At 69.2% G+C, this 21,804-nt stretch carries 16 protein-coding genes; 5 read left to right on the top strand and 11 right to left on the bottom strand.

What is annotated here, in order from left to right; all coding sequences use genetic code 11:
* Nucleotides 1-124: 124 nt before the first annotated feature.
* Together LR393_RS21240 and LR393_RS21235 are read right to left on the bottom strand one after the other, a co-directional pair.
* The gene (locus tag LR393_RS21240; protein WP_231485879.1) at nucleotides 125-1,432 is read right to left on the bottom strand and encodes an aKG-HExxH-type peptide beta-hydroxylase; all 1,308 of its coding nucleotides are present in this window, start codon (nucleotides 1,430-1,432) and stop codon (nucleotides 125-127) included.
* Nucleotides 1,432-2,550: an FxsB family cyclophane-forming radical SAM/SPASM peptide maturase gene (locus LR393_RS21235; protein ID WP_231485878.1), complete on the bottom strand. Its 1,119-nt coding sequence runs from the start codon at nucleotides 2,548-2,550 to the stop codon at nucleotides 1,432-1,434. Before LR393_RS21235 ends, LR393_RS21240 begins: the two co-directional genes overlap by 1 nt.
* A gap of 202 nt (nucleotides 2,551-2,752) precedes the next feature.
* On the opposite strand from LR393_RS21235, the gene fxsA reads away from it, so the two are divergent.
* The 4 genes from fxsA (at nucleotide 2,753) to LR393_RS21215 (ending at nucleotide 9,248) form a co-directional block, all read left to right on the top strand.
* The gene (fxsA, locus tag LR393_RS21230) at nucleotides 2,753-2,962 is read left to right on the top strand and encodes an FxSxx-COOH cyclophane-containing RiPP peptide (protein ID WP_231485877.1); all 210 of its coding nucleotides are present in this window, start codon (nucleotides 2,753-2,755) and stop codon (nucleotides 2,960-2,962) included.
* 18 nt (nucleotides 2,963-2,980) lie between these two features.
* Nucleotides 2,981-6,865, top strand: coding sequence for an FxSxx-COOH system tetratricopeptide repeat protein (fxsT, locus tag LR393_RS21225; RefSeq protein ID WP_231485876.1), 3,885 nt, complete (start codon nucleotides 2,981-2,983; stop codon nucleotides 6,863-6,865).
* 21 nt (nucleotides 6,866-6,886) lie between these two features.
* Nucleotides 6,887-7,924 carry a hypothetical protein gene (locus LR393_RS21220; protein ID WP_231485875.1) on the top strand — a complete coding sequence of 346 codons (1,038 nt, stop codon included), beginning with the start codon at nucleotides 6,887-6,889 and terminating at the stop codon, nucleotides 7,922-7,924.
* Nucleotides 7,925-8,003: 79 nt separating this feature from the next.
* Nucleotides 8,004-9,248 carry a cation:proton antiporter domain-containing protein gene (locus LR393_RS21215; protein ID WP_231485874.1) on the top strand — a complete coding sequence of 415 codons (1,245 nt, stop codon included), beginning with the start codon at nucleotides 8,004-8,006 and terminating at the stop codon, nucleotides 9,246-9,248.
* Between the two features lie 25 nt (nucleotides 9,249-9,273).
* Here the strand turns inward: LR393_RS21215 and LR393_RS21210 are convergent, their stop codons facing one another.
* The 9 genes from LR393_RS21210 to LR393_RS21170 form a co-directional block, all read right to left on the bottom strand.
* A complete protein-coding gene (locus LR393_RS21210) occupies nucleotides 9,274-11,592 on the bottom strand; it encodes a hypothetical protein (RefSeq protein ID WP_231485873.1) in 2,319 nt (772 codons plus the stop codon).
* 117 nt (nucleotides 11,593-11,709) lie between these two features.
* Nucleotides 11,710-12,687, bottom strand: coding sequence for a hypothetical protein (locus LR393_RS21205; protein WP_231485872.1), 978 nt, complete (start codon nucleotides 12,685-12,687; stop codon nucleotides 11,710-11,712).
* A gap of 49 nt (nucleotides 12,688-12,736) precedes the next feature.
* On the bottom strand, nucleotides 12,737-13,558 hold the full coding sequence (locus LR393_RS21200; RefSeq protein WP_231485871.1) for a hypothetical protein: 822 nt from the start codon (nucleotides 13,556-13,558) through the stop codon (nucleotides 12,737-12,739).
* Between the two features lie 240 nt (nucleotides 13,559-13,798).
* Nucleotides 13,799-15,280 carry a flavin-containing monooxygenase gene (locus LR393_RS21195; RefSeq protein ID WP_231485870.1) on the bottom strand — a complete coding sequence of 494 codons (1,482 nt, stop codon included), beginning with the start codon at nucleotides 15,278-15,280 and terminating at the stop codon, nucleotides 13,799-13,801.
* Between the two features lie 168 nt (nucleotides 15,281-15,448).
* Complete coding sequence (locus tag LR393_RS21190) at nucleotides 15,449-16,999, bottom strand: serine/threonine protein kinase (RefSeq protein WP_231485869.1); 1,551 nt, start codon at nucleotides 16,997-16,999, stop codon at nucleotides 15,449-15,451.
* A gap of 242 nt (nucleotides 17,000-17,241) precedes the next feature.
* The gene (locus LR393_RS21185) at nucleotides 17,242-18,258 is read right to left on the bottom strand and encodes an LLM class flavin-dependent oxidoreductase (protein WP_231485868.1); all 1,017 of its coding nucleotides are present in this window, start codon (nucleotides 18,256-18,258) and stop codon (nucleotides 17,242-17,244) included.
* Between the two features lie 50 nt (nucleotides 18,259-18,308).
* On the bottom strand, nucleotides 18,309-19,253 hold the full coding sequence (locus tag LR393_RS21180) for an alpha/beta hydrolase (protein ID WP_231485867.1): 945 nt from the start codon (nucleotides 19,251-19,253) through the stop codon (nucleotides 18,309-18,311).
* A 130-nt stretch (nucleotides 19,254-19,383) separates the two neighbouring features.
* On the bottom strand, nucleotides 19,384-20,193 hold the full coding sequence (locus tag LR393_RS21175) for a cell wall-active antibiotics response protein (protein ID WP_231485866.1): 810 nt from the start codon (nucleotides 20,191-20,193) through the stop codon (nucleotides 19,384-19,386).
* A 73-nt stretch (nucleotides 20,194-20,266) separates the two neighbouring features.
* A complete protein-coding gene (locus tag LR393_RS21170; RefSeq protein WP_231485865.1) occupies nucleotides 20,267-21,085 on the bottom strand; it encodes an SDR family NAD(P)-dependent oxidoreductase in 819 nt (272 codons plus the stop codon).
* A gap of 103 nt (nucleotides 21,086-21,188) precedes the next feature.
* Between LR393_RS21170 and LR393_RS21165 the strand changes: the two genes are divergently transcribed.
* Nucleotides 21,189-21,776, top strand: a complete 588-nt coding sequence (locus LR393_RS21165) for a TetR/AcrR family transcriptional regulator (RefSeq protein ID WP_231485860.1) — start codon at nucleotides 21,189-21,191, stop codon at nucleotides 21,774-21,776.
* Nucleotides 21,777-21,804 lie beyond the last annotated feature (28 nt).

The following is a 21,804-nucleotide window of genomic DNA, read 5'->3' as shown; positions in this document are numbered from 1 at the left end:
AACGGGTGTCCCGGCCGGACTGCACTGAAAGGTAGCCGAACCTGTGCACAAAGTCAGGACTTGTCGCGGATCGCTGTGGGTCATCACGCCCTCGACCAGACCGAAGTCCCCGGAGTCCCGCCCGTCACGCTTCGGGCCTCGCCTTCGCGGCTCGCCGGTGGGCCTGGGCCAGCGCTCGGGCCTGCTTCTGGGCCGTGGCCGGAACGGATTCCATCAGCATCTCATTCACCGTGCGGCTCATGCCCTCGACGAATCGTCGTCCCACCGGGGTGAGTTCGCTGTGGTCCCGGAGCCGGGCCACGACCTCGGCCACGGCCGATCGCCATCGGGCAAAGTTCACCTGGGCCCGCTGACGCTCCCGTTGGCTGCCCAGTGCTTGCCTGCGGCGCCAGAATTCGGCGACCCCCAGATGCGCGTAGGCACCGTGCAGCATGCCCATGGGCGGACGGGGGTCGAGCCGCCAGGGCACGTAGAAGCGGGGTCCGTCCTCGCCCGGGGCGGGCCGGCGCAGCAAGGGGTGCACGTCGACGATCAGCGCGAGTTTGGCGTGCTGCACCTCGTGGGCGAAGATCTCGGCGACGGTCAGAGCTGTTCCCGGCGAGGACATCAGCAGACCGCCGTGAGCGTCGACCGCAGTAGCGCTGGAGTGCCCTCCGGTGCCCGCCTCGACAGGCGTCAGGACCACGAACATCGCCGCGACCTCCTGGGCCACCTCACGATGCCTGTCCACCAGGGTTTCCCAGGCCCGGGCGAGCGCCGCGGCCCAGGTCCGCACCGTCGACGGCCCCGGGTGCGCGAGCGTGAGAGGGGATCCGTCCGGGGACCCGAGATCGTCACCGTCCACCAGCAGTCGCAGGTCGATGCCGCCGGCCGAGCAGCTGATCCGTTCCAGCGGCACCCAGCCCGGTGAGGTGGTCAGTCCCGATTCCCGGCCCGAGGGGCCCCGCAACCGGCTGTCGCCACCGGCCGAGGATCTGCGGATCACCCCGAGACCGGCTGCGTCCGCGGAGGTGAACCGGCCGATCCCGGGAAGCACGAGGGCCGGGCGTAACGGAACCTCGATCTCGTAGGGCTGACCGCTCCGGTGGGCGGCGGCCGCGGCGACCAGGGCGAGGGCGTCGGGACGGGCCGGGCCGGTGGCCATCGCCACCGCGGTCCGCAGGACCCACGCCGAGACGGCCGGGTAGGCCAGCAGTTCGTCGACGATCGACCGGTTCCTGCTCTGGACCTGGGCCAGCAGCGCATAGGCAGCGGCCGTGCGCCGGGCGGTCCCGGCATCCAGACCGGCGCTGCGCTCCATGAGGAATCGCAGCGCCAGAAGGACTTTGCTACGCCGGGCCAGGGTCAGTACCTGGATCGCCGCCGGGTCGGAGCGCCCCGCAGCCAGTTCGTCCAGCATCCCGGCCGGGAGGCTGTGGGTGGGGTGGGACATCACCCGGCCCGGGTCAGGGCGCCCAGGTCGTGCCGCAGCCGGGTCTGCACGTGCCGGATGAAGGCCAGCAGGTCCGCGCAGTAGACCGAGCGCCGGTCGAATCCATCTGCGGCGTAACGATGTGCGGGCAGACCACCGCCGCAGACGCGCTGCACCCGGCAGGACCGGCACGGGGTGGGGACCCTGGATCCCGGCGGCGGGCCGGAAACATCGGGGAGGGCCTCGAACTCGGCGAACCGATGGCGCTCCAGGTCCAGGCCGGTCGATGCGGCGCCGTGGTAGGCACTCGCCAGGGAATCGTTCCACTCCATCGCGCCGTCGGTCTCCACCACCACCAGCGAGGGTGCCACCGTGCCCAGTCCGTGCACCGATGACGGGCGCCCGAACAGCCCGTCGATCACGGATTCGAACATCCGCACGGACGTCTCCTGGCGGGGTGCGTCGTACCAGCGGTCGAAGGCGGCGATCAGCCAGTCGCCGTGGGAGAGCACGGCACGGCCGGCGGGCAGGTCGGGTGGCTGATCCCAGTTCGCATGCGGCAGAAGGAAGTCCACGGCCGGCGGCGCGAACCGCAGCAGCGCCTCGTAGGTGGCCACCGGCTCGTTGGCCAGATCGATCGTGCACAGCAGGCCACGGAAGAGATGGCGGTGACGTTCGGCCGTCAGCCGTTCCAGGCCGGCTTCGGCGAGACGATGACTGCCGTGCCCACCCCCCGTGCGGCGATGCCGGTCATGGGCGGCCGCGTCCCCGTCGAGGCTCACGCCGACCCCGACCCCCAGCTCGTCGAGTTCGTCGAGCATGGCCGCCGAGAGCAGGCTGCCGTTCGTCTGCACGGAGAAGTTCAGCGTCCCGACGGCAGATCGCAGCGTCTGCACCAGATGACGCAGACGGGTACGCCCGATCAGCAGCGGTTCACCACCATGAAGAATGACATCAATTGGTGACGATGATTCGCCATTCACGTGTTCGGCCAACCGCCGGGCCAGAAGGTCGACAGTAGCCGTCGCCATCACCGGGGGCCGCGTCGTCCAGCGACTGTCATTCTTGGCGTAGACATAGCAGTAATCGCATCTCAGATTACAGCGACTGTGCACCTTCACGATGTACTGGCGCAGCATCGAGCCCCTCCACCTCCGAATTTCCCACGCTGAGGTCACAATGGCGTCGTGATCAATACTGAATCAATACCGAACCTCCGGCCGACCTGATGTACTGGGCCGTCACGGAACATCCGGCCCTCGCGCCCGGCCGGACGTACACCTGCCCCCTCAGTCTGCGGCGTCCCGAGCGGAGGAATCCAGTGTCGTCCGGTGCCGGATCATGACCATTCCCGACAGCGCCGCCGGCTCTTCGGCAGCCGCCGGCCAGGAAAATTCGGGCGGCGACTGGCCCGGCCCACTCCCCGATCTCGGGGACATCAATCTCGAAGAACTTGCCGAGCTACCGTTTTCTGCTCTCAAGACGTCATTGGCCCGTATCCTTGACCTCGGGCAACGCGACTCCTACGTCGCATTCAACAGCTCGATCTGACCCAGGGGGAGGGTCCAGATGGACCACACAGAAGCCTCGGTGATCGGCGCCGTATCACCGAGTTCGGGGGCCGGGCGCACCAGTCTCGTCGCCAACACGGCCGTCGTCCTGGCCGGCAGTGGCCTTCGCGTCCTGATTCTCGATCTGATGCCGGCCACGACCACGACTCCCCAGGTCAGCGGATATCTCCAACCCCTGCAACTAGGTACTGCCACCCTGGGCAGCCCCGAAGAGCGCCTGCGTGAACTGGTCGGCAGTCCCCTGGCCAATGCCCTCATCCTGTTTCCCTGGCCGATCTGCGGGGGGCATTCCCCGATCACGGCCTCCGACGTCCAGGTGAGCGAGTTCCGGCCACCGACCGTGGAAGCCGTCCCGGTCCACGTCATCGAGATCCCGCTGACCCCGCTCAACAGCCTTCCGTGGAGCGGCGCGGCCACGGACGCAGCCCTCAAACTCCGCCATGAGCTGCGCAGTTCCGAGTACGACGTCGTCCTCCTCGACATTCCGATCGCATCCGTCAGCTCCTCCGACACCGGCGAGCCGGCGGCCACCACCCGGCTGACGGCGCAGCTGTGCGACGACCTGATCGTCTGTTTCCGCAATTTCGGCCGCAACGCCGGCGACGCAGCCGTCCTCGCCCATCAGATCGACCGGTTCTGTCCCCGTCCCGGCCTTCGGGTGTGGCCGGTCCCGATCCGGCTGGGCCACCTCGGACCGCCCCAGCCCGGCCAGGCCCAGGACACCGAGCGCGCCTTCTCCGACCTCCCTCCCGTCTCCGAAAAAGGCTCTGCCGCCATCGTCTCCGTCCCGGACAGTGGATACGGCCGGGAATCGGGCCTGCCGGTCCTGGTGGAGCAACCGGGCACTGAGCCCTCCCCGGTCCGGGCCTATGAGCAGGTGGCCGCCAACGTCACCGGGACGGCCGCCAGGCACCTGGCCTCGATACCCCAGACGTACCGGGACAGTTATCGCCGGTTCATCGGCCTGGACCGCAGTGGCGCGCCGGAGCCCTATGTCATCGCCCACGCCCCCCACGACCGGGACTGGGCCGACTGGATCGCCCAGACCCTGGCACCGACCCAGGCGAAGATCCGGCGCGTCTGCCTCGACGAGAACGCCCCTCCCCCAGCCCCCGGCGCCCGGGTCCTGGTGCTGTGGTCCAGCCGTCTGGGTGGATCTGCGGCCAACCGCTGGGTCCAGCGTCTGTCCGGGGCCTCCGGGCCCGGCCGGCCCTTCGTCTACGTCCTGGCGCTGGACGGTACGGCGCGGGCCGCCACCACCCTGCTGCCCCGGGAGCTCCTGGCCGGACAGATCGACCTGGCCGGCACCAGCGAGAGCCAGGCCCGATACGAGCTCTTCCAGAACCTCGCCCTGTTCGGCCTGCCCGAACAGGCCACCACCCAGGCCCGTTTCCCCCGCCCCGACGCCCGGGTGCCGCTGCTGAGCAACCTGCCGGCCCGCAACCCGGCGTTCGGCGGTCGCGACGAAGCGCTGGAACAGATCCGCGATCGGCTCCTGTCCAGCGAAACCGTCCAGTGGATCTGGGGCCCCGAAGGATTCGGTAAGAGCGAGATCGTCCGCGAGTACGCCCACCGCTTCCTCTTCGACTACGACACCGTCTGGTGGCTCGAGGCGAGCGACGAGGCCGGCCTGCGCACCGGTCTGTACGAACTGGCGACCCAGGACCAGTTCGACCTGCCCCAAGGCTGGGCCACGACCGACCGGGTGCGGGCGGCCCTGAGACACATCACCGACCTGAACACCACCGGCCAGCGAACCTTGCTGATCTACGACAATGCCGATGCCCCGGAGGTTGTCGGCAACCTGATCGCCGCTCCGACGGCGACCAGTCATGTCCTGGTCACCAGCCGGGTCGTCCCGCACCGGCAGATCCAGGCCGAGGTTCTCGAGGTGCTGCCGTTCAGCACCGCCGACGCCCGGATCTACCTTCGCGAGCGGCTGCGGATCGCGAACGAGGATCAGGTGGCCGAGCTGGCGGACGCCGTGGGTCGCCTGCCGGTGGCGGTCCGCCTGCTGGCCGATCTGATCGGCCAGCAGGCACCGCTGCACCGCAAGAGCGGCGAGACCGCCTTCCAGGCCTATCAGGAGACGATCTCCTGGGCCCTGGACGAACTGCACGCCGCTCTTCCCGATCCCGGCAGCCAGACCCCGGCCACGATCACCGACGCGGCCTTCGCCCTGGCGCGCCGGAGCCTGCGGGACGAGCCCCTCGGCGATCTTGCGATGGCTCTCGGAGAACTGTGCTCGTTCCTGGCCCCGGAAGGGGTTCCCCTGGCTCTGCTGGGGTCCCGCAGCGCGCTGGAGCAACTGGAGGCTGCGGCCGGGCGCCCGCCCGGGTCCCTGACCTCGGACGCCGGAGAGTTCCACCGCATCCTCTGGACGGCTCAGCGGTTCGGGCTGTTCGAGGTCGACTGGCGGATCCGGGCCCTGCGGATGCACCGCGCCCTTCAGGAGGCCCTGCGGCAGTCGATGCCGCCGGAGGCAGTGCACCACCGCCGCGAGCAGGCACTGCTGATGCTGGCTCGGTACGCCCCGACCGAGGCCGAGGGTGACTACCCGGCTCGCCCGGAGAGCATGGCCGAACTGGCACCGCACATCGTCCCCTCCGGGGCACTGAACAGTGATGACCCGGACGTGCGGCGCTGGGTCCGCAAGCATCTGCGCTGGCTCTACCGTAACGGTGAGCTGTACTCCTGGCGGGCCGCTGCGGCCTGGGGCGAGGACGTGTGGAAACGCTGGTCGGACGGGGACTTCCCGGGCTCCGACGACATCACCCAGTCGTTCGGGCGTAACCTCGCCAACATCCACCGGGCGCTGGGCGACTACGAGCGGGCCCTGGAGCTGGACCTGGTGGTGCTCCGTCCTCAGATCAGCAGCGCCGACAAGCTCTCCCGCGAAGCGGTCCTGACGATGCGCGGCCTCGGCGGCGATTACCGGGGTCAGGGCGAGTTCGAAGACGCCCACAGCGAAGACCTGACCACCGCGGGAATTTTCACCGAGTCCCAGGGGTCCGACCATCCGGACACCATGATGGCCGACTCCAACCTGGCGCTGTCAGCACGCCTGATCGGCGAGCTCGAGGGTTCCCGGCGGGCGACAGCCGTCCTGTACGCACGGTCGGAACGCGTGCTCGGCCCGGACGCGGTGTTCACGATCCGGCAGGTCGTGGCGCTGGCGGTCGCCCTGCGCGAACTGGGCGACTACCCGGAAGCGGCCCGGCTGCTACGGCTCGCGCTCGACCAGCTGAACCGGGTGACCAGTGAGGCCGACCTTCTGGGAGTGCAGCGCCAGAGGGTTGTCCTGGATGCCCGGCGCAGCCTCAGTACCCACGACGTCGCGCCGCCGGACTACGAGTTGCAGGAGCAGTTCCGTTTCCTGCTCGGCGAGTCCCATCCGTCCACCCAGGCCTGCCGGCTGAACCTGGCCTACTCGGCCTTCCTGGCCCAGCACCTGCCCACCGCCCTGGAACTGGGCGAGCGAGCACTGCTGGGGCTGTCCACGTCCTTCGACCACGATCATCCCTTCGTGCACGCGGCCCAGGTGAACGTCGCGGTGCTGCACTGCGCCGCCGGCCTCGAGCAGCAAGCCGTCCAGGAGGGCGAGGCCGCCCGCCGCGCTCTGAAGACCCGGCTCTCACGCAACCATCCCTGGGTGCTGGACGCCACCCTGAACCAGGCCGCCACGCTGGCCACCGCCGGATCGCGGGAGGAGGCGACGCGCCTGGCGGAGAAGGCCGAGCAGGGGTACGAGCAGATGTTCACCCGTCGCCATCCCCGCACCCGCCTGGCCCGCCAGAACCGCCTGACGATCGCCTCCGCCGACTCCGGCCGACGGTCCCTGGCCGATCTGTTCTGGGTCGACATCGACATCCCCGATGTCTGAGGCCAATGACGAGGAGGAGCCATGACCAGCGTGCCCGATGACTCTGCCACCGGGACCCATGTCCGGACCGAGCGGGAGGACCACATCGACGGGGCGTGGGACAACCGGGTGAGAGCCACCGAGATCGCGGTGCAGACGGGAAGTCCGCACTACCTCGCCCATTTCTCCCACGCCCGGTTCGACTTCGCCGCCGACGGGCTGGACCGCTCCCCGTCCTCCGACCACTGGCCCGACCGCAGCCCGGAACGGCGGCTGAAAGACTTCCGCCGCTCCAGTGGTCGTGTCGTCCACGCTGCGCGGACCCTGGACACCCGCACCGAGTCCTTCCGTACCGGCCCTCTGATCCGTCTGGTGGTCCAGACCGAGGGCGGGGCGGTGTTCTGCGATGCGGTGGTCCTGCAGCAGTACGTCGTCGGGATCTCCATCTCGGCCCTGTCCGGGCCGGGATCCGAGGAGGGCGCGCTCCCGGGTGCCGCCGCTGTGCACGACGGGGACCTGGCCACCGGGGCCCTGGCCGAGGAACTGCGGCGGCAGGTCCGGCTGACGCCGCAGAACGTCGGGGGGAACCTGAAAGATGCTCTCCAGCGGAGCTCCCCGACCATCGAGGCGTTCGAGAACACCTCGGCGGCGATGGATCTGGCCGACCCTTCCGGGGAGTCCGTGGAGTCATTGTGCAAGCGGGCCGTGACCGGGACCGAACTGCATTTCGTGGCCTTTTTCGACGACCAGACGTGCCAGCTCTTCGCCGACCAGTTCGACGAGCCCGCTGTCCGCGAGCTCTCCATCGATCTCTCCTCCCGGGCCCGTCGCCGGATGTACCTGGAACTGGGGACGCAGGTGCCCGACCGGGCGGGCGAGCTGGGCCGGGCGGTCCAGGCCCTGGTTCCGGGCGAGGTCCAGCGAGTCGTACTCGATGTCGAACGCGGCGCCATCTACGTGTATCGCCTGGAAGGACGCCGGTTCCTGCTCGGGGTCACCCTCGACCAGGAGGTGGTCGGAACCGCCGACCGACTGATGGCCAGTCTGGCCAGACGCTGCCGGGCGAAACTGAAAGACTGAGCCGAGAAGATCGCCAACGTGATGTGGCGCACATTACAATATTCGCTAATTGTGCGACCAATGACTGCGGGGGCGTCTGATGGGGCATCGATCCCTCCTCACCCGGGTGAACGATCACGGTCCGCCCACCGCGGCCTCTCCCCTGGCCCTGCCCGCTCTCGCACTGACCCTGGGTATGACCGCCGGCTGGCTCCTGCCCTCCGGGCAGGTGCTGGGTTCCGGCTGGTACCCGGTGGCCGGGGCACTACTCGTCTGCCTCGGCCTGTACTGCGCCACCAGCAGCATCGATCCGCAGGACCTGCGCCGCGACTGGAAGCTCGTCCTCGTCGCCGTGACCGTGGGTGTCGTCGCCAAGGCCGCCCTGGTCGCCGGCGCCCTGTATCTCGTCCTGCGCGAGCCCTGGGCGATCGTCCTGGGGATCGCGGTGGCCCAGATCGACCCGCTGTCCGTCGAGGCCAATCGCCGGCGCTCCCAGCTCTCCGGCCGGGCGAAAGGCATTCTCGACGCCTGGGCCTCCTTCGACGATCCCGTCACCGCGCTGCTGACCATCTACGTGGCCGGCTGGGCCGCCTCGCTCGACCCGCCCGGTAGCAGCCAGGCCGTCGCCGGTACCACCACTCCGTGGGCGGCGCTGCTGGGCAGCGTGGGCATCGTCCTCATCGCGGCCGCCCTGTCCATCGCCTGGCAAGCCCGGCACAACCGTCGTCGCTCGTTCCGTATCCGTCTCGGCCCGCCGCTGCTGCGGCAGGTTCCCGGCCTGATCGCGCTGACCGGCCTGATCGCCCTGGCCACGGCCTGGTCGGCTTTCCTCGGGATTGCCGTCTGCGGCGTGCTGTTCCGCCCGGTCGCCGGCCGATATCTCGAGCGGGTCCCGAAGATCGCCTTCACCGCGGCCGCTCTCGTCGTGGGCCTGGTGCTGGCCGACTCGATGAGCGTCATGCGTGAGCTCGATGTCAATCTCCCGGCCGTCGCGGGCGTTCTCGCTGTGGCCGCCTACGGCGCCCACATACTCGTCAGCATTCCCATCACTCGCGGCCGCGACCTCAGCGGCCGGGACCGGGTGAGGCTGTCGCTGGCGCAGCAGAACGGGATCACCGCCGTCGTCCTCGCGCTCGTTCTGGAAGAACGTTTTCCCGGGACCGTGGGCATCGTCGCCCTGGCCGTTCCCGTCGTGGCCGCGCTCAACGCGCTCGGTAACCACCTGTGGGACCGGTTCGAGCCCGCCCCCGGGCCGCAACCTCTTTCAGAGTCCCGGCTACCGCCTCCGCCACACCCCGCCTCTTCCCGGAAGAACGAGCAGGTGAGGGAAAAGGTGCGCCGCTGAGAACTCTCCTGGCCGTGGGCCGGCCTCAGCGCTCCCCTTGCAGGGCCAGCCGCTCGACCCGGAATCCCAGCTCTTCCAGGCGTTCGCGCACCTGACCAGAATCCCTGTCCGACGGCACCTGCGCAGTTGCCTCCAGACCACCCAACCGGCGGATCTGGTCTTCGTAGTCCTGGAGCCAGCGCAGCGGCAGCGCCTGGTAGACCCGCGTGTAGGTCTGGCACAGGAGCCGCAGATCATCGCTGGAAGAACCCGGCCTCGCGGGCTGGCTGCGCCGGTGCTCGAACCAGCGCCCGACCGCGGTCTCGAACACCGAGATCAAGCTTCCCAGAATCATGGCCAGCCCGTAGGCACCTGTGGCCCGTTCCTGACCGAGGATGCCGACATGCTGCAGCCGCGCGGGGGTAGGACCACGGAACGTGTTTTCCAGCAACGATTCCACCCGGTGGGCGCCGGCCAGGACGTCTCGGGCACTCTGGAACGCCGCCTGCACATCGTTCGGTAGACCGGTGCCCGTCCCCGCACCCGCCGAATCACGTCGGGAGCCGGCGGACGCCGGATCGGTGCGCCGCAGAAGTTCCGCGAGTCCACTTTCCGTACTGTCCCGGGCCCGGTCCTGATCCACGGCCAGTTGCTCGATGAACTGGTAGGTGTTCGCCTGCTGCCGGAGGATCCGCTCGAGTCTCTGCCACACCGTGACGAGAGTGTCGGTGCCCTCGCCCCCCTCGAGATCATTCATGATCGGTTCGAGCCGGCCCTCGAGTTCGGCGGAGAAGGAGACCTGCCGATACACCAGGGGGGCCCGGCCCAGGGCCGTCACCAGGCGGCGCTTGTCGCTGTCCGACACGTACCCGTTGACGATGAGCAGGATCTCGGCGGTGGAATCGGTCCGCCCCACCTCGGCGATCCGGGCGAGCGCCTCCCGGGTCAGGGACTCCCCGAGCAGTGAGTCCGTGACCAGAATGGCGCAGCCCCGTTCTGGGGTCGCCTCGGTGAACACCCAGAAGTCGACCTCCGCGAGTGTGTCGTCGGAGGTGAGCGTGTGCTCGATCAGGAACTCACGACCCTGCTCACGGAGCGCGGCCCCGATATGGGTCCGTACCTTCTCGGCACTGAGTATCTCCACGTGCCTGGCCGCGACCGCGGTTACCATATCCGGTGTCACCAGGCTGTTCTCGATCTGGCTCTGGTGGTAGGCGTGGTAACACAGCCGCAGGATCTTCCGCGGTGTCTGCCCGGCCAGACGCACGAGGTAGGCGACCGAGGCCGAGGTGAAGGGGGCCAGGCGGCGTCCACGCCCGGCCGCGGCCATCGTGCGCTGGATGAACTCCTCGGTGTCGTCCGCGTTCATCCCGGACATCTCGATCCGGGTGCTCAGGCGTTCGCGCACGTCAGGCGGCAATGCCTCGACGAAGTCCGGCAGACCCATCAGGACCAGGAAGGCGCCGGCCTCGCGCAGGACGGTGAGGAGATGCCGAAACGCCTCGATGGCCTCCTCCCCGTCGCGCACGACGCCGATCAGCGGCTTCTCCAGCTCATCGATGACGAGTACGAGACGCTGGTCCTTGCGGCCGTACAGCAGCGAAAGAACGCCCATCGCCTCCAGGGCGGCGACCTCGGTGTCGAGGGTGCTGACGATGCCCTGCTCAACCAGGATCGGCTCCGGCGGGTCTCCTCGCAACCAGTTCCAGACCGCCGTGCGGTAACTGAGCTGCCGGAACAGGGTCAGGGCCCGGGCGAACTCCTCGTTCCCGGTGACCGAGCGCAGCCGGTCACGCAGCCTGCCGACGAACAGATTCGCTGGTAGACCGATGTTCTCGACGATGGTCTCGGGCTGCTGGGAACCGGTCCGCAGGCTCTCGCTCACCCGGTTGGTCAGGTCTTCTCCGAACCCGTCCTCGAGATGGTCGATGAGGACATCGTTGAAGTACGAGGTGACCTGCTGTAACAGGCTCTCCCGGTTCAGATACTCGAAGAACCTGCGGTACAACGGGATGAACGTCCCGAGCTGGGCGTCGATGTACATCACCTTGACGTCCTGCCCGCTCCGGGCCCGGGCGTGCCGCAAGAGTTCGACACCCAAATGTGTCTTGCCGGTGCCGTAGTCGCCCAGCACGACGATCGCCGTACCGGCGTCCGCCACGTTCCCCTCCCGCACCGACGCCAGATACCCGTCGAGATATCCCAGGGCGCTGCGGATGGCAACGGTGGGAAGACTGGTGCTCCCGATGCCCTCGTCAAGCCACCAGGCGAGGTTCTCGGGACTGGGTACCTGGGCAAAAGCGCTGGCCGCGAACGGATTGGGGACGAGGTCGGTGACCTGTTCCTGGCTTTCGTGCTCGGTCATGTCGGCAACTCCACCCCGGCGGCAGGTAAGGCCTGGACTTCCGTCTGATACTCGCACGACAAGCCGACCGGGCGATGGTCTGCCTGCAGGGTCGGTTCGTGCGCGAGGCATTCAGGTTCAGCCATTCTCGCGACCACCCTGGAGGGACAGATCGATGAATCGCTCCATCAGATAGACCCACGACAGTTCGACCGGCCGGGGCTGCTCGGCCAGAGCTGTTTCGTAAGTGAAGAACATCCACTTCTGGAGCATCCCGATGCTCAGGCGGTTGCGGAACTGCTCGAGCTCCACCTCGACGTCGGCCGCGAGCGTCGGTACCTGCCCGACGATGTCGTGCCGTTGCAGTCTCTGGTTGACGAAGCGCCCGCAGTCCTGGGGCTGCAGCTCTCCCACCTTCACCTCGATCGGCCCGGGCCGTGCCATTTCCCCCTCTTCCCACCAGGAGCCCGTGCTCCTCTCGGTGGGCGCGTACTCGGCGAAGAGGATCACGTACGGATGACTCAGCTGGGCGAATCGCGAGAGAAGGGCGGAGGTGGTCTGGGGCGGCAATTCGATGAGCAGCGCACCGACGGAGGCCCGGTGGGGTTGATTCTGATTGTTCATCGTCAACCAGTCGCCCACCGCCTCCAACCGGTCCGGGGCATCCCACCCCAACCATCGTCCACTCTGCTCCGGGGTGATGATTCGCTTGTTCTCCAGGATCTGGATGACCCGCTTGGTCACCCATCCGACCAGGCTGTCGGCGACGACCAGGTCACCCGGCTTGCCCAGGCTCAGATCGATGAACGCGGGCTCCAGGCGCCTCTGCGCCGCCGGCGGGGAATCGGTGAGACCGGTCCGGACCCAGTGCTCGCATCGCTTGAGCACCGAGGTCTTCCCGGTACGGTCGTTTCCGGTCACCACCACCAGTCGACCACCCCGGGCCAGGGCTTCGGCGCTCACCGCTTCCTTCTGGAAACTTGCGAACGCCTCCAGGGAATGGTCGACCTGGACGTAGTCCTCCTCGACCCGGTGCTGGTCGTTCGGATCGAGCGCCTGGTGCACCTGCGACATACCAGGCAGCACGAAGGGATTCTGCTCGTGAAACATCGGCATCTGGGCGCAGGTCCTCACTCGTGAGCTGACGGAAATCGCGTGGCCGGGTTCATGTCCGCCTCAACCGCTGCCAGAGCGGCTGCTCGACAGCCCGCGCCAGTTTCATCACGTCGTCCAGCAGAGTCCTGAGGGCCTTCTCGATTCCCCGGGCCGTCGTGTCGACACGGCCCATCGGCCAGTCGGTCGTCAGGGCCACACCCAAGGGACGAGAACCGGGACTCGATGCCGAATCCAGTTCCTGCCCGAGTCTCTGGGCCTCCAGGAGGAGCCGGCGATCAATGGACGCGTGCGCCAGCTGGGTCAGGAGATCGGATCGGGAGGTCTGGACCCTGTCTTCCGAGACCCTCAGGCCAGGATCCGCCGACCGTCGATCTTCGACATACACCGACACCGCCAGGTGGAACCCCCGGACCGCCGTTCTCAGGGCCGCTGCCTGCGTACGCCGACGGGCGCGTGACTCCCGGACCGCCGAGAAGAACGCGCTCAGGGCGGCGCCGAGGACGACACCGGCGAGCGCGAACCAGGCCGACGACGATCGCCACCAGGGAGTGGACGCCTCCGCTGCCGGGGGCGGGTCGGCCGAGAGGGGCCAGGCCACCGCGGCGCACGCACGGTCGAAGGACGGCCGGTCCACCGCCCGCCAGGCCTCCAGGCTGAGGTCGGCACCTCCGGCCCGCCGGCGGACGGTTCCGCCGGTCGCACCCTGGTGCGCAGACCCCAGAACCGAGGCCGCGGTCACCACCTCATCGCGGTGGGGCCCGCTCAGGCAGTAGACGAGGTCTGAGTCGTCCGGGGCGGCTGAAGCTACGGAGGGGGCGGGCAGCAGGAGCGCGCCGAGAGCCAGAGCGGTAATCGCCCCTTTTCGACCCATACAGACCCCCATATCTGCTGAGGGTACCCGGGCAGAATCACCGACGGGCCAGTTCCGGGAAAACCCCGCCTTCGGTCCGCCCTTCGGCAGTCGCCACCCGGTGCCCGTCTGACATCTCTCAGTGGTGCAGACGATCGAGGAGCGCTCGGCCGTATCGTCGTCCTCGTAGCGAAAACAGCTTCGCAGAGAGTGATTCGTCGCGCGGGCAGAGCTTCTTCCCTGATCGTTCTCCGGCGAGGTCTAGAGCCCGTGCCGGGTCAGGAGCGCGGTCCCGATCCCGCGGTAGGACGACGGGTCGACCGGCAGAAGCCACTGCCGGGCCTTGACGACCGGCCCGACGTCCAGCTGGAGGTCGGCCAGGACTTCGTCGATGTCGCGCATCGAGAACGGGACCACGCTGGCACCCCGGGCGTGCTTGCCGGCACTGAACTGTTCCATCCAGCAGAGCTTCTCGCTGGCTTCGGCCCGCATCCGGGCCGCCGGCGGCGGCCGCAGGCCACCGAGCAGGTAGGCCGCCGTCCAGACCGCGCCGATCTCGGCGCCGAGCGGGCAGAAGAACGAGGAGCGGTAGCCGGCGAAACTCAGGGCGGGCACGTCCGGCGGCAGGATCTGCCGGTGCAGCACGAAGTTTCCGCGCTCGTCCAGCAACCGGGCGACGACCTCGGGGGCGAGGAAGGGCACCTGCTGATCGAAACCGGTGCCGCAGACGATCAGGTCGGCGGGCAGCGTCTCGCCGGAGCTGAGGCGGGCGTGCGGACGCCCGTCCCGCACCGTCAGTTCCTCGACCCGCACGTCGCGCACGACCCGCAGGCGCCCGTCCGCGACCCGCTCGTAGAACCCCTCGGTGACGAGGCTGACCGTGCTGCGGGCAATTTCACCGAAACTCCCGGGCGGCACCAGGCCGAGCGGTCGCAGCCGGAACTGGCGCACGGCAATGGCCTTCACCCCGGCCAGCATCGCCTTCCCGACCCGGCCACCGGGACCGGGCAGGACCTTCTCGCGCAGGGAGGGCCGGAAGTAGGGGAACAGGGCCTCGCCGACCCGGGTGAGGATCAGGTACTTGTAGTTCAGGACGCCGGCGACCTTGCGGGGCATCTTCCACAGCAGGCGCCGGGCGGCCACCGTGGTGGTGCTCGCGACGTCGCTGATCGGTACTGCGAGATCGCAGGCGGACTTACCGTAGCCGACGACCAGCACGTCACGGCCCCGGGCGTCCTCGAGGTAGTGGAACTCCGAGGTCGCGACGACCCGGCCGCCGGCCTCCTCGAACTGCGTGCGGCCGGTGAGGACCGGTACGGCGGGCCGGGAGAACACCCCGTTGGCGACCACGAGGTGGTCGAATCCCTCCTGGGTGCTCTCCCCAGCGCCGGCCGGGCGGAGCGTCAGCGACCAGCCCGGCCCGTCGGTCAGTTCCGCGGTGACCACCTCGGTGCCCAGCCGCAGCGACGACCCGAGCCCGAAGTGCTCGACGTAGCTCTCCAGGTATCGCTGCACCTGCTCGCCGTCGGGCCACTCCGGATAGTGCTCCGGCATAGGCAGTTCGGAGAAGGCGTAGGTGCGCTTGTCGTTCTGTGTGCGCAGTCCGGGATAGCGGCGGGTCCGGCTCCACACCCCGCCGACGTCCGGCGCCCGGTCGTACACCGTCACCTCGAAACCGCAGCGCATCAGCATGCGGGCGGTGCCCAGCCCGGCGTACCCGGCGCCGACGATGGCGACCTTCATGCGCGACCCCCCGGTCGGTCATGGGTTCTTCCCGCCTTCGACCATAGAGGACGCGCCCTCGCCCGGGGTATCGGTTCACGGAATCCGGCCCGTGACAGCAGACATCGGTTCCATCCGATTCCCGACTGCGACACCGATTATTGTCAGCGCAGAACGGTTCGCCGCCGGTCAGACCCGGAAGGACCAGACCTGACCGGCCGCGCCGGAACAGGCGGCCACGACCGCGGGCGTGTACTCCTTCGAGCCATTGCTTTTCGTTCCCAGGCAACGCCCCGACCCGGCATTGACGATCACGCCCGAGGCGATCCGCCAGGTCTGGTCGCCGGTGCCGTCGCACTCGTTGATCTCGACCGCCCGGCCGGCCACGTTCAGGCACTTGCCGAGGGCCCGGACCGTGCCGTCCCTGCGCGCGGTCCAGATCTGGGCCTTCGACTCGTTGCAGGGCACGATCTGGACCTGGGTGCCGTTCTCCGAGCGGGCGTTGGCGATGTCCAGGCATTGCGCGGCGATGCCGACGATCGAAGCGGTGCCGGTGACGGACGCGACCCGTTTCTCCGTCGCGCTCGGTGTGCTCCTGCGAGTGGCCGAGGGGGTGCGGGCAGATGTGGTCGCGGTCTGCTTCTTCCTGGCCGTCGTGTGAACGGCCGACCGGGTCGCGGTGGGAGTTGCTGTCCGGCTGAGAGTCTCGGACGGCAGACCGGCCGGCCCGGCTTCACCCCCGGGGGACCCGCTGCCGACGGCGACCGGCACCCGGTCGGACCCGACCCCGTGCCCGATGACCCAGCCACCGGCCGTCAGCACACCCAGCAGGACACCGCCGAGGACGATGCGGCGCCCTGAGGTCATGACACCGCGCCGCCGGTGCGGTGAGTCACCCGGCGGCACCAGCGGCGGCACCGGGGTGGCCGCCTCGGCGATCCGGCTCCCCCGGATCAGCAGGTCCAGGTCGGCCACGGGTTCCGGCCGCCCGAGCAGCATCGCCAGCACCTGCTCGGCGGTGGGACGCCGGGCCGGGTCCTGGGCCAGACAGCGTTCCAGCACGATCCGCAGCCCGTCCGGGACACCGCTCAGAGTCGGCTCGCCGCTGAGGATCTGGTAGGCGACGGCCATCACGTGCTTTCCGTCGAACAGCGTGCGCCCGGTGGCCGCGAACACCATGACGCAGGCCCAGGCGAACATGTCCGCGGCCGGCTCGACCGGCTCGTTCCTCAGCTGCTCCGGCGACATGTAGGCCGGTGTGCCGACGACCCTGGACGTCTCGGTCAGGTCGGTGGCCAGATCCCGCGCGATACCGAAGTCGATCACCCGGGGCCCGTCCGGTGACAGCATCACGTTCGCCGGCTTGAAGTCCCGGTGAACGACACCGGCACGGTGGATCGCGGCCAGGGCCGTCACCGTACCGATGGCCGTCCGCTGCAACGCGGCCCCGGTCATCGGGCCGTCCCGACGGACCTTGTGGCTCAGGGTCGGGCCGGGAATGTACTCGCTGACCACGTACGGCGAAGGGCCCTCCAGGCGCACGTCCAGCAACTGGGCCGTGCAGAACGGCGCCACCAGCCGCGCGGCCGCGACCTCCTTGGCCAGCTGCCGGCGTTCCTGCGTGTTGTCCTCACCGCCGGAGAGCAACCGCTTGATCGCCACCCAGGCCCCGGAGGGTGCTTCCGCCAGGTAGACCACACCCTGGCTGCCGGATCCGAGCCGGTCCAGAACCCGGTACACACCAATGGTTCGCGGGTCAGCGGGTCTCAGATCATTGGCCCCGGACACGTCGTCCACCTCCACCGACCGGCCGGGTGAGAGCCGGGAACGTCATCGCACGCGCGCTCCGGGACGGCAGGGGCGCGCATCCCGATCGCGACAAAGAGGACGCGGCTTCGGGAGGAGATACATCGGCGACCACATCGTTATCGGGACCGGTGCCGTGCGTCCCCCATTCATTCATGGGGAACGCACGACGGTGCTCAGCGCCAGCCCAGTGCGGGAGCCAGGTGCTTCATCACGCTCTCCAGCAGGTGCGCGTTGTACTCGACCCCGAGCTGGTTCGGGATCGTCAGCAGCAGGGTGTCGGCCGCCGCGATCGCCTCGTCGTCGGCCAGCTCCTTGATCAGCTGCTCCGGCTCCCCCGCGTAGGTCTTGCCGAACCGGGCCGCCCCACCGTCGAGGTAGCCGACCTGGTCCTGGCCACCGCGCGCGGAGCCGAAGTACATCCGGTCCAGGTCGCTGACGATCGGGAAGATGCTGCGACTGACCGAGACCCGCGGCTCCCGCGGGTGACCGGCGGCCTTCCAGGCGTCGCGGAAGCGCTGGATCTGCTCGGCCTGGAGCTGGTGGAACGGAACCCCGGTGTCCTCGCTCAGCAGCGTCGAGCTCATCAGGTTCAGGCCCTGCTGCGCGGTCCACTCAGCCGTGGCCCGCGTGCCGGCGCCCCACCAGATCCGGTCGGCCAGACCCGGCGAGTGCGGCTCGACCCGCAGCAGTCCCGGCGGGTTCGGGAACATCGGGCGGGGATTGGGCTTGGCGAAGCCCTCGCCCTTGATCACTTCGAGGAACCGCCGGGTGTGTTCCCGGGCCATCTCCGCGTGGTCTGCGTCCTTCGGCTCGAACCCGAAGTAGCGGTACCCGTCGATCACCTGCTCGGGTGATCCCCGGCTGATGCCGAGCTGCAGTCGGCCCCCGGAGATCAGGTCGGCGGCGCCGGCGTCCTCCGCCATGTACAGCGGGTTCTCGTAGCGCATGTCGATGACGCCGGTGCCCAGCTCGATCCGGCTGGTGCGGGCCCCGGCGGCGGCCAGCAGCGGGAACGGTGAGGCCAGCTGCTGGGCGAAGTGGTGCACCCGGAAGTACGCGCCGTCGGCGCCGACCTCCTCGGCCGCCACGGCGAGCTCGATCGACTGAAGAAGGGTGTCAGCGGCCGTGCGGGTCTGTGAGTGTGGCGTGTCCGACCAATGGCCGAACGAGAGGAATCCGATCTTCTTCATACCCGGATCCAACACCGGCGGCCGCTACTTCTTCCCACTGGCCTGCCGGTTCAGCCCTCGTACAGGGCGAGGTAGAGGTTTCCGACCTCGGCGGCGTGGCGGCCGAGCGCGGCGGGGTTGACGATGTTGTGACCAAGATCAAAGTTAGCGGGGAACTCGTGGACGGCCACTTTCAGGTCGTTGGCCCGCGCGACGTCGGCCGGGATCGCGGTCGCGGCGTCCAGGTCGATGTACGGGTCCTTCACCGAGACGGCCACCGCCACGCTGCGCAGCCGGGTGTTGACGGGGTCGTCGCGCAGGTTGCTCTTGACCCGCAGGTACTGCCCGAGCCCGCTCAGGGTGAAGTTGGTGTCCCCGACGCGGCGGTCGGGCAGGATCCGGAACCCGTACAGCACCGTCAGCGGGCGCAGCACGAAGGAGGGGGCCTGGGACGCGGCGGGCTGGTAGAAGGGAGACAGGGCCAGCAGGTGGGTCACGGTGTCGGTGCGGTACTCGGCCAGCCAGGTCGCCAGCACCCCGCCGCCCGACATCCCGATCACGCCGGTCTCGTCGCCCAGGCCGGCCACGACGTTCATGGCGTCGTTCGCGTAGACGGCCAGCTCGTCGGTCTTCACCTGGCTCGCCTCGTCGATGTCGGCCAGTCCGTGGTGCGGTTCCCGGGGCACGTAGACGTTGTAGCCGCGGTCGTAGAACAGCTGGGCCAGGGCCACGTAATCCTTCGGGCAGCTGGTGTAACCGTGCAGCATGAGAACGGATTTCGCGGTCTTCACCGGATGCACACGCAGGATGCTGCGGCACTCGGACCGCACCTGGCCGTCACCGGCGTCGCGCTGCACCGCGGCCGCCCCCGCCGCCGAGGCCTCGGCGAACGACAGCGTCTTCGCCTCGGGGTGCTGCAACCGGTCGCTGCCCAGCGGATAGAGGTACAGCACGCCGACCAGCAGGACCAGCACGGCGAGGAGCACCCCGGCCACCAGACCGATCCGGCGCCACACGCTTCTCTTCCTGGCCGGCCGTACGACTTTTTCATCCGCCGACATAACTTCCCCCACAATGACCCGCTCCACCCCAATGGATCAGGTCATTGTGGGGGCTATGTCGGGTTACGTCAGGAGAATGACCGGATCAGTTCTCGTGCTGGAAGTTGAAGCTGCCGATTCCGGAGTCGAGCGCCACCTCGACCCGGTCCGTGGAGTCATTGGACACCGGTACGTCCAGAACGGTCCCGGCCGCCAGCCCATCGCGATGCTCACCGTCCAGGTCCGCCTGGCCCACACCCGCCGAGAAGGTCACCTGGGCCGGGACATCCGCGGGAACCAGGAAGCGCACCGCGTTGGCCCCGCCCCCGATCCGCGCGCGCAGGGTGCCGTCCGGACGCGGCAGGCGCACATCGACGCTCGCCACGCCCTGGGTCACGTCCAGGCTGTGCACGCGGGCCTGCCCCAGGTCCAGGGCGAGCGCGGAGGAGCCGCCGTCGATCTCGATGTCCCAGCGCACGTCGCGCGAGAGCCGGACGGCCAGGTCGACCCCGCCGCCCCCGGTGTCGTCCGACCCCTCGGTCGACAGCCGCACCACCCCCGACTCCGGAGCCTGCAGCACCGGCACGGCGCGCTGCCCCTCCGGTGTGCGCGCCCGCACCAGGTCGCCGCCGAGATCGTCCGCGGTCACCGTCAGCCGGTCCATGCCGCCGGTGACCACCAGCCGCGCCTCGTCCTGGCCCGCAGCGGCCAGGGTCGGCGTGTGATCCACGTGGCCGGCCCCGGACCGATCGCCCCCTCGCCGTTCATCGGTGTAGTGGACCACCAGCAGCACGGCCAGGACGGCGATGGCGACCACGGCCACCACCCGCCCTCCGGGCCACCCGGCGGCGGGCGAAGGCTGCGGCGACGACGGTGGGGACGACGGCGAGGACGTTTGCGGGACGTTGGAGGACACGCCCCGATGATTCAAGAAGCCGCGACCGACGGCTACCCGAGATGCCCGCTTTCGCCCCCGGCTGTCCTTTCCGTCAGACTCGTTGCGCAGCCCGGGACACCGGGGCCCACTGCTCCCACGTCGAGACCCGTTCCGCGTAGACGGACTTGACCCGATCCAGCACCCAGTCGCCCAGCAGCAGACGCAGAGGCGGTCGCTCGGCGTCGACCACGGCCAGAACGGCCGGGGCGGTGGCGGTCGCGTCCCCCGTGGTCGAGGGATCGAACGAGGCCCGGATCGCGGTGCGGACGTCGTCGTACTCGGGCATGGCCGTCGCCACCCTCGTCGCGGTGCGAAAACCCGTGACGTAGCTACCTGGTTCGATGATCGTGACCTTGATGCCCAACCCGCTGACCTCACCCGCGAGAGCCTCGCTCATCGCCTCGACCGCGAACTTACTGGCGCCGTAGGCCCCTCCGGTGGGGAAGCCGGCCACGCCGCCAATGCTGGAGACGGTCAGGATGTGCCCACCGCCCTGGCGCCTCAGCAACGGCAGGACCGCCTGCACGACCGACAGCGTGCCGAAGACGTTGGTGTCGAAGTTGGCCCGGGCCTCGTCGTGGTCGAGCTCCTCGACCGCCCCGGTGTAGCTGTAGCCGGCGTTGCTGACCACCACGTCGAGCCGGCCGAAGTGCGCCGCCGACTCCCGGACGACCGCGAACACCGCCTCCCGGTCGGTCACGTCGAGGGTGCGCACCAGCACGGCGTCGCCGAACCGGGCGGTGAGCTCCTTCAGCGGCCCGATATGGCGGGCGGTGGCGACGACCTTGTCGCCCCGTTCCAGGGCGGCCTCCGTCCAGATCCGCCCGAACCCGCTCGATGCCCCGGTGACGAACCAGATCTTCTCCGCCATGACGACCTCCAGATTTTTACACTGAGTGCGAACTCTTGGAATGTTACACTCAGTGCGATTTCCTGCGTAGTCCGGTCGCGGGATCGGAGTAACCAGGAGTGCCGTGCCCGGCGTACGTGAGAGCAAGAAGGAGGCGACCCGCGCCCGGATCGCCGAGGCCGGCCTGCGTCTCTTCCTGGAGCGCGGCTACGGGACGACCACCCTCGACGACATCGCGGCAGCGGCCGGGATCTCCCGGCGCACCTTCTTCTACTACTTCAGGTCCAAGGACGACGTGCTGCTCGCCTGGCACGGCGCCGGCGCCCTCTCCTCGGCACTACCGGCAGCCATGCTCGAGCAGTCACCACAACAGGCACCTCTGCGAGCCGCCCGGCGCTGCCTGCTCGCCCTGGCCTCGCAGTACGAGACCGACGAGTCCCGGGCCATGGACACGCTGATGCGTTCCTCGCCGGTCCTGGCTGCCCGCAAGGACACCACCGAGATCGGGATGGAACGCCATCTGACCGACGCCATGTCGACGCTGTGGCCCGACCCCGAACGCCGCACGGAACTGCGCCTGGCGGCAATGATGGCCATCGGCACGCTCCGCCTGGCCCTGGACGACTGGCGCACCGACCCCTCCGTGGCCCCTCTCGCCGATCACCTGGAACGCCACTTCGACGCCCTGTCCCAGCAACTCGGGCCGCACTGACCAGATGCCCAGCCAGAAGTCACGCGCT

Source organism: Kineosporia mesophila, assembly GCF_021129235.1.
In the GTDB taxonomy this organism is placed as follows: Bacteria; Actinomycetota; Actinomycetes; order Actinomycetales; family Kineosporiaceae; genus Kineosporia; species Kineosporia mesophila.
This window is presented reverse-complemented; position numbering and strand designations above follow the sequence as displayed.

Coding starts and splice junctions, on each gene's coding strand:
- LR393_RS21240 (WP_231485879.1), bottom strand. CDS start 1,432: ATGTCCCACCCCACCCACAGCCTCCCGGCCGGGATGCTGGACGAACTG.
- LR393_RS21235 (WP_231485878.1), bottom strand. CDS start 2,550: ATGCTGCGCCAGTACATCGTGAAGGTGCACAGTCGCTGTAATCTGAGA.
- fxsA (WP_231485877.1), top strand. CDS start 2,753: ATGACCATTCCCGACAGCGCCGCCGGCTCTTCGGCAGCCGCCGGCCAG.
- fxsT (WP_231485876.1), top strand. CDS start 2,981: ATGGACCACACAGAAGCCTCGGTGATCGGCGCCGTATCACCGAGTTCG.
- LR393_RS21220 (WP_231485875.1), top strand. CDS start 6,887: ATGACCAGCGTGCCCGATGACTCTGCCACCGGGACCCATGTCCGGACC.
- LR393_RS21215 (WP_231485874.1), top strand. CDS start 8,004: ATGGGGCATCGATCCCTCCTCACCCGGGTGAACGATCACGGTCCGCCC.
- LR393_RS21210 (WP_231485873.1), bottom strand. CDS start 11,592: ATGACCGAGCACGAAAGCCAGGAACAGGTCACCGACCTCGTCCCCAAT.
- LR393_RS21205 (WP_231485872.1), bottom strand. CDS start 12,687: ATGCCGATGTTTCACGAGCAGAATCCCTTCGTGCTGCCTGGTATGTCG.
- LR393_RS21200 (WP_231485871.1), bottom strand. CDS start 13,558: ATGGGTCGAAAAGGGGCGATTACCGCTCTGGCTCTCGGCGCGCTCCTG.
- LR393_RS21195 (WP_231485870.1), bottom strand. CDS start 15,280: ATGAAGGTCGCCATCGTCGGCGCCGGGTACGCCGGGCTGGGCACCGCC.
- LR393_RS21185 (WP_231485868.1), bottom strand. CDS start 18,258: ATGAAGAAGATCGGATTCCTCTCGTTCGGCCATTGGTCGGACACGCCA.
- LR393_RS21170 (WP_231485865.1), bottom strand. CDS start 21,085: ATGGCGGAGAAGATCTGGTTCGTCACCGGGGCATCGAGCGGGTTCGGG.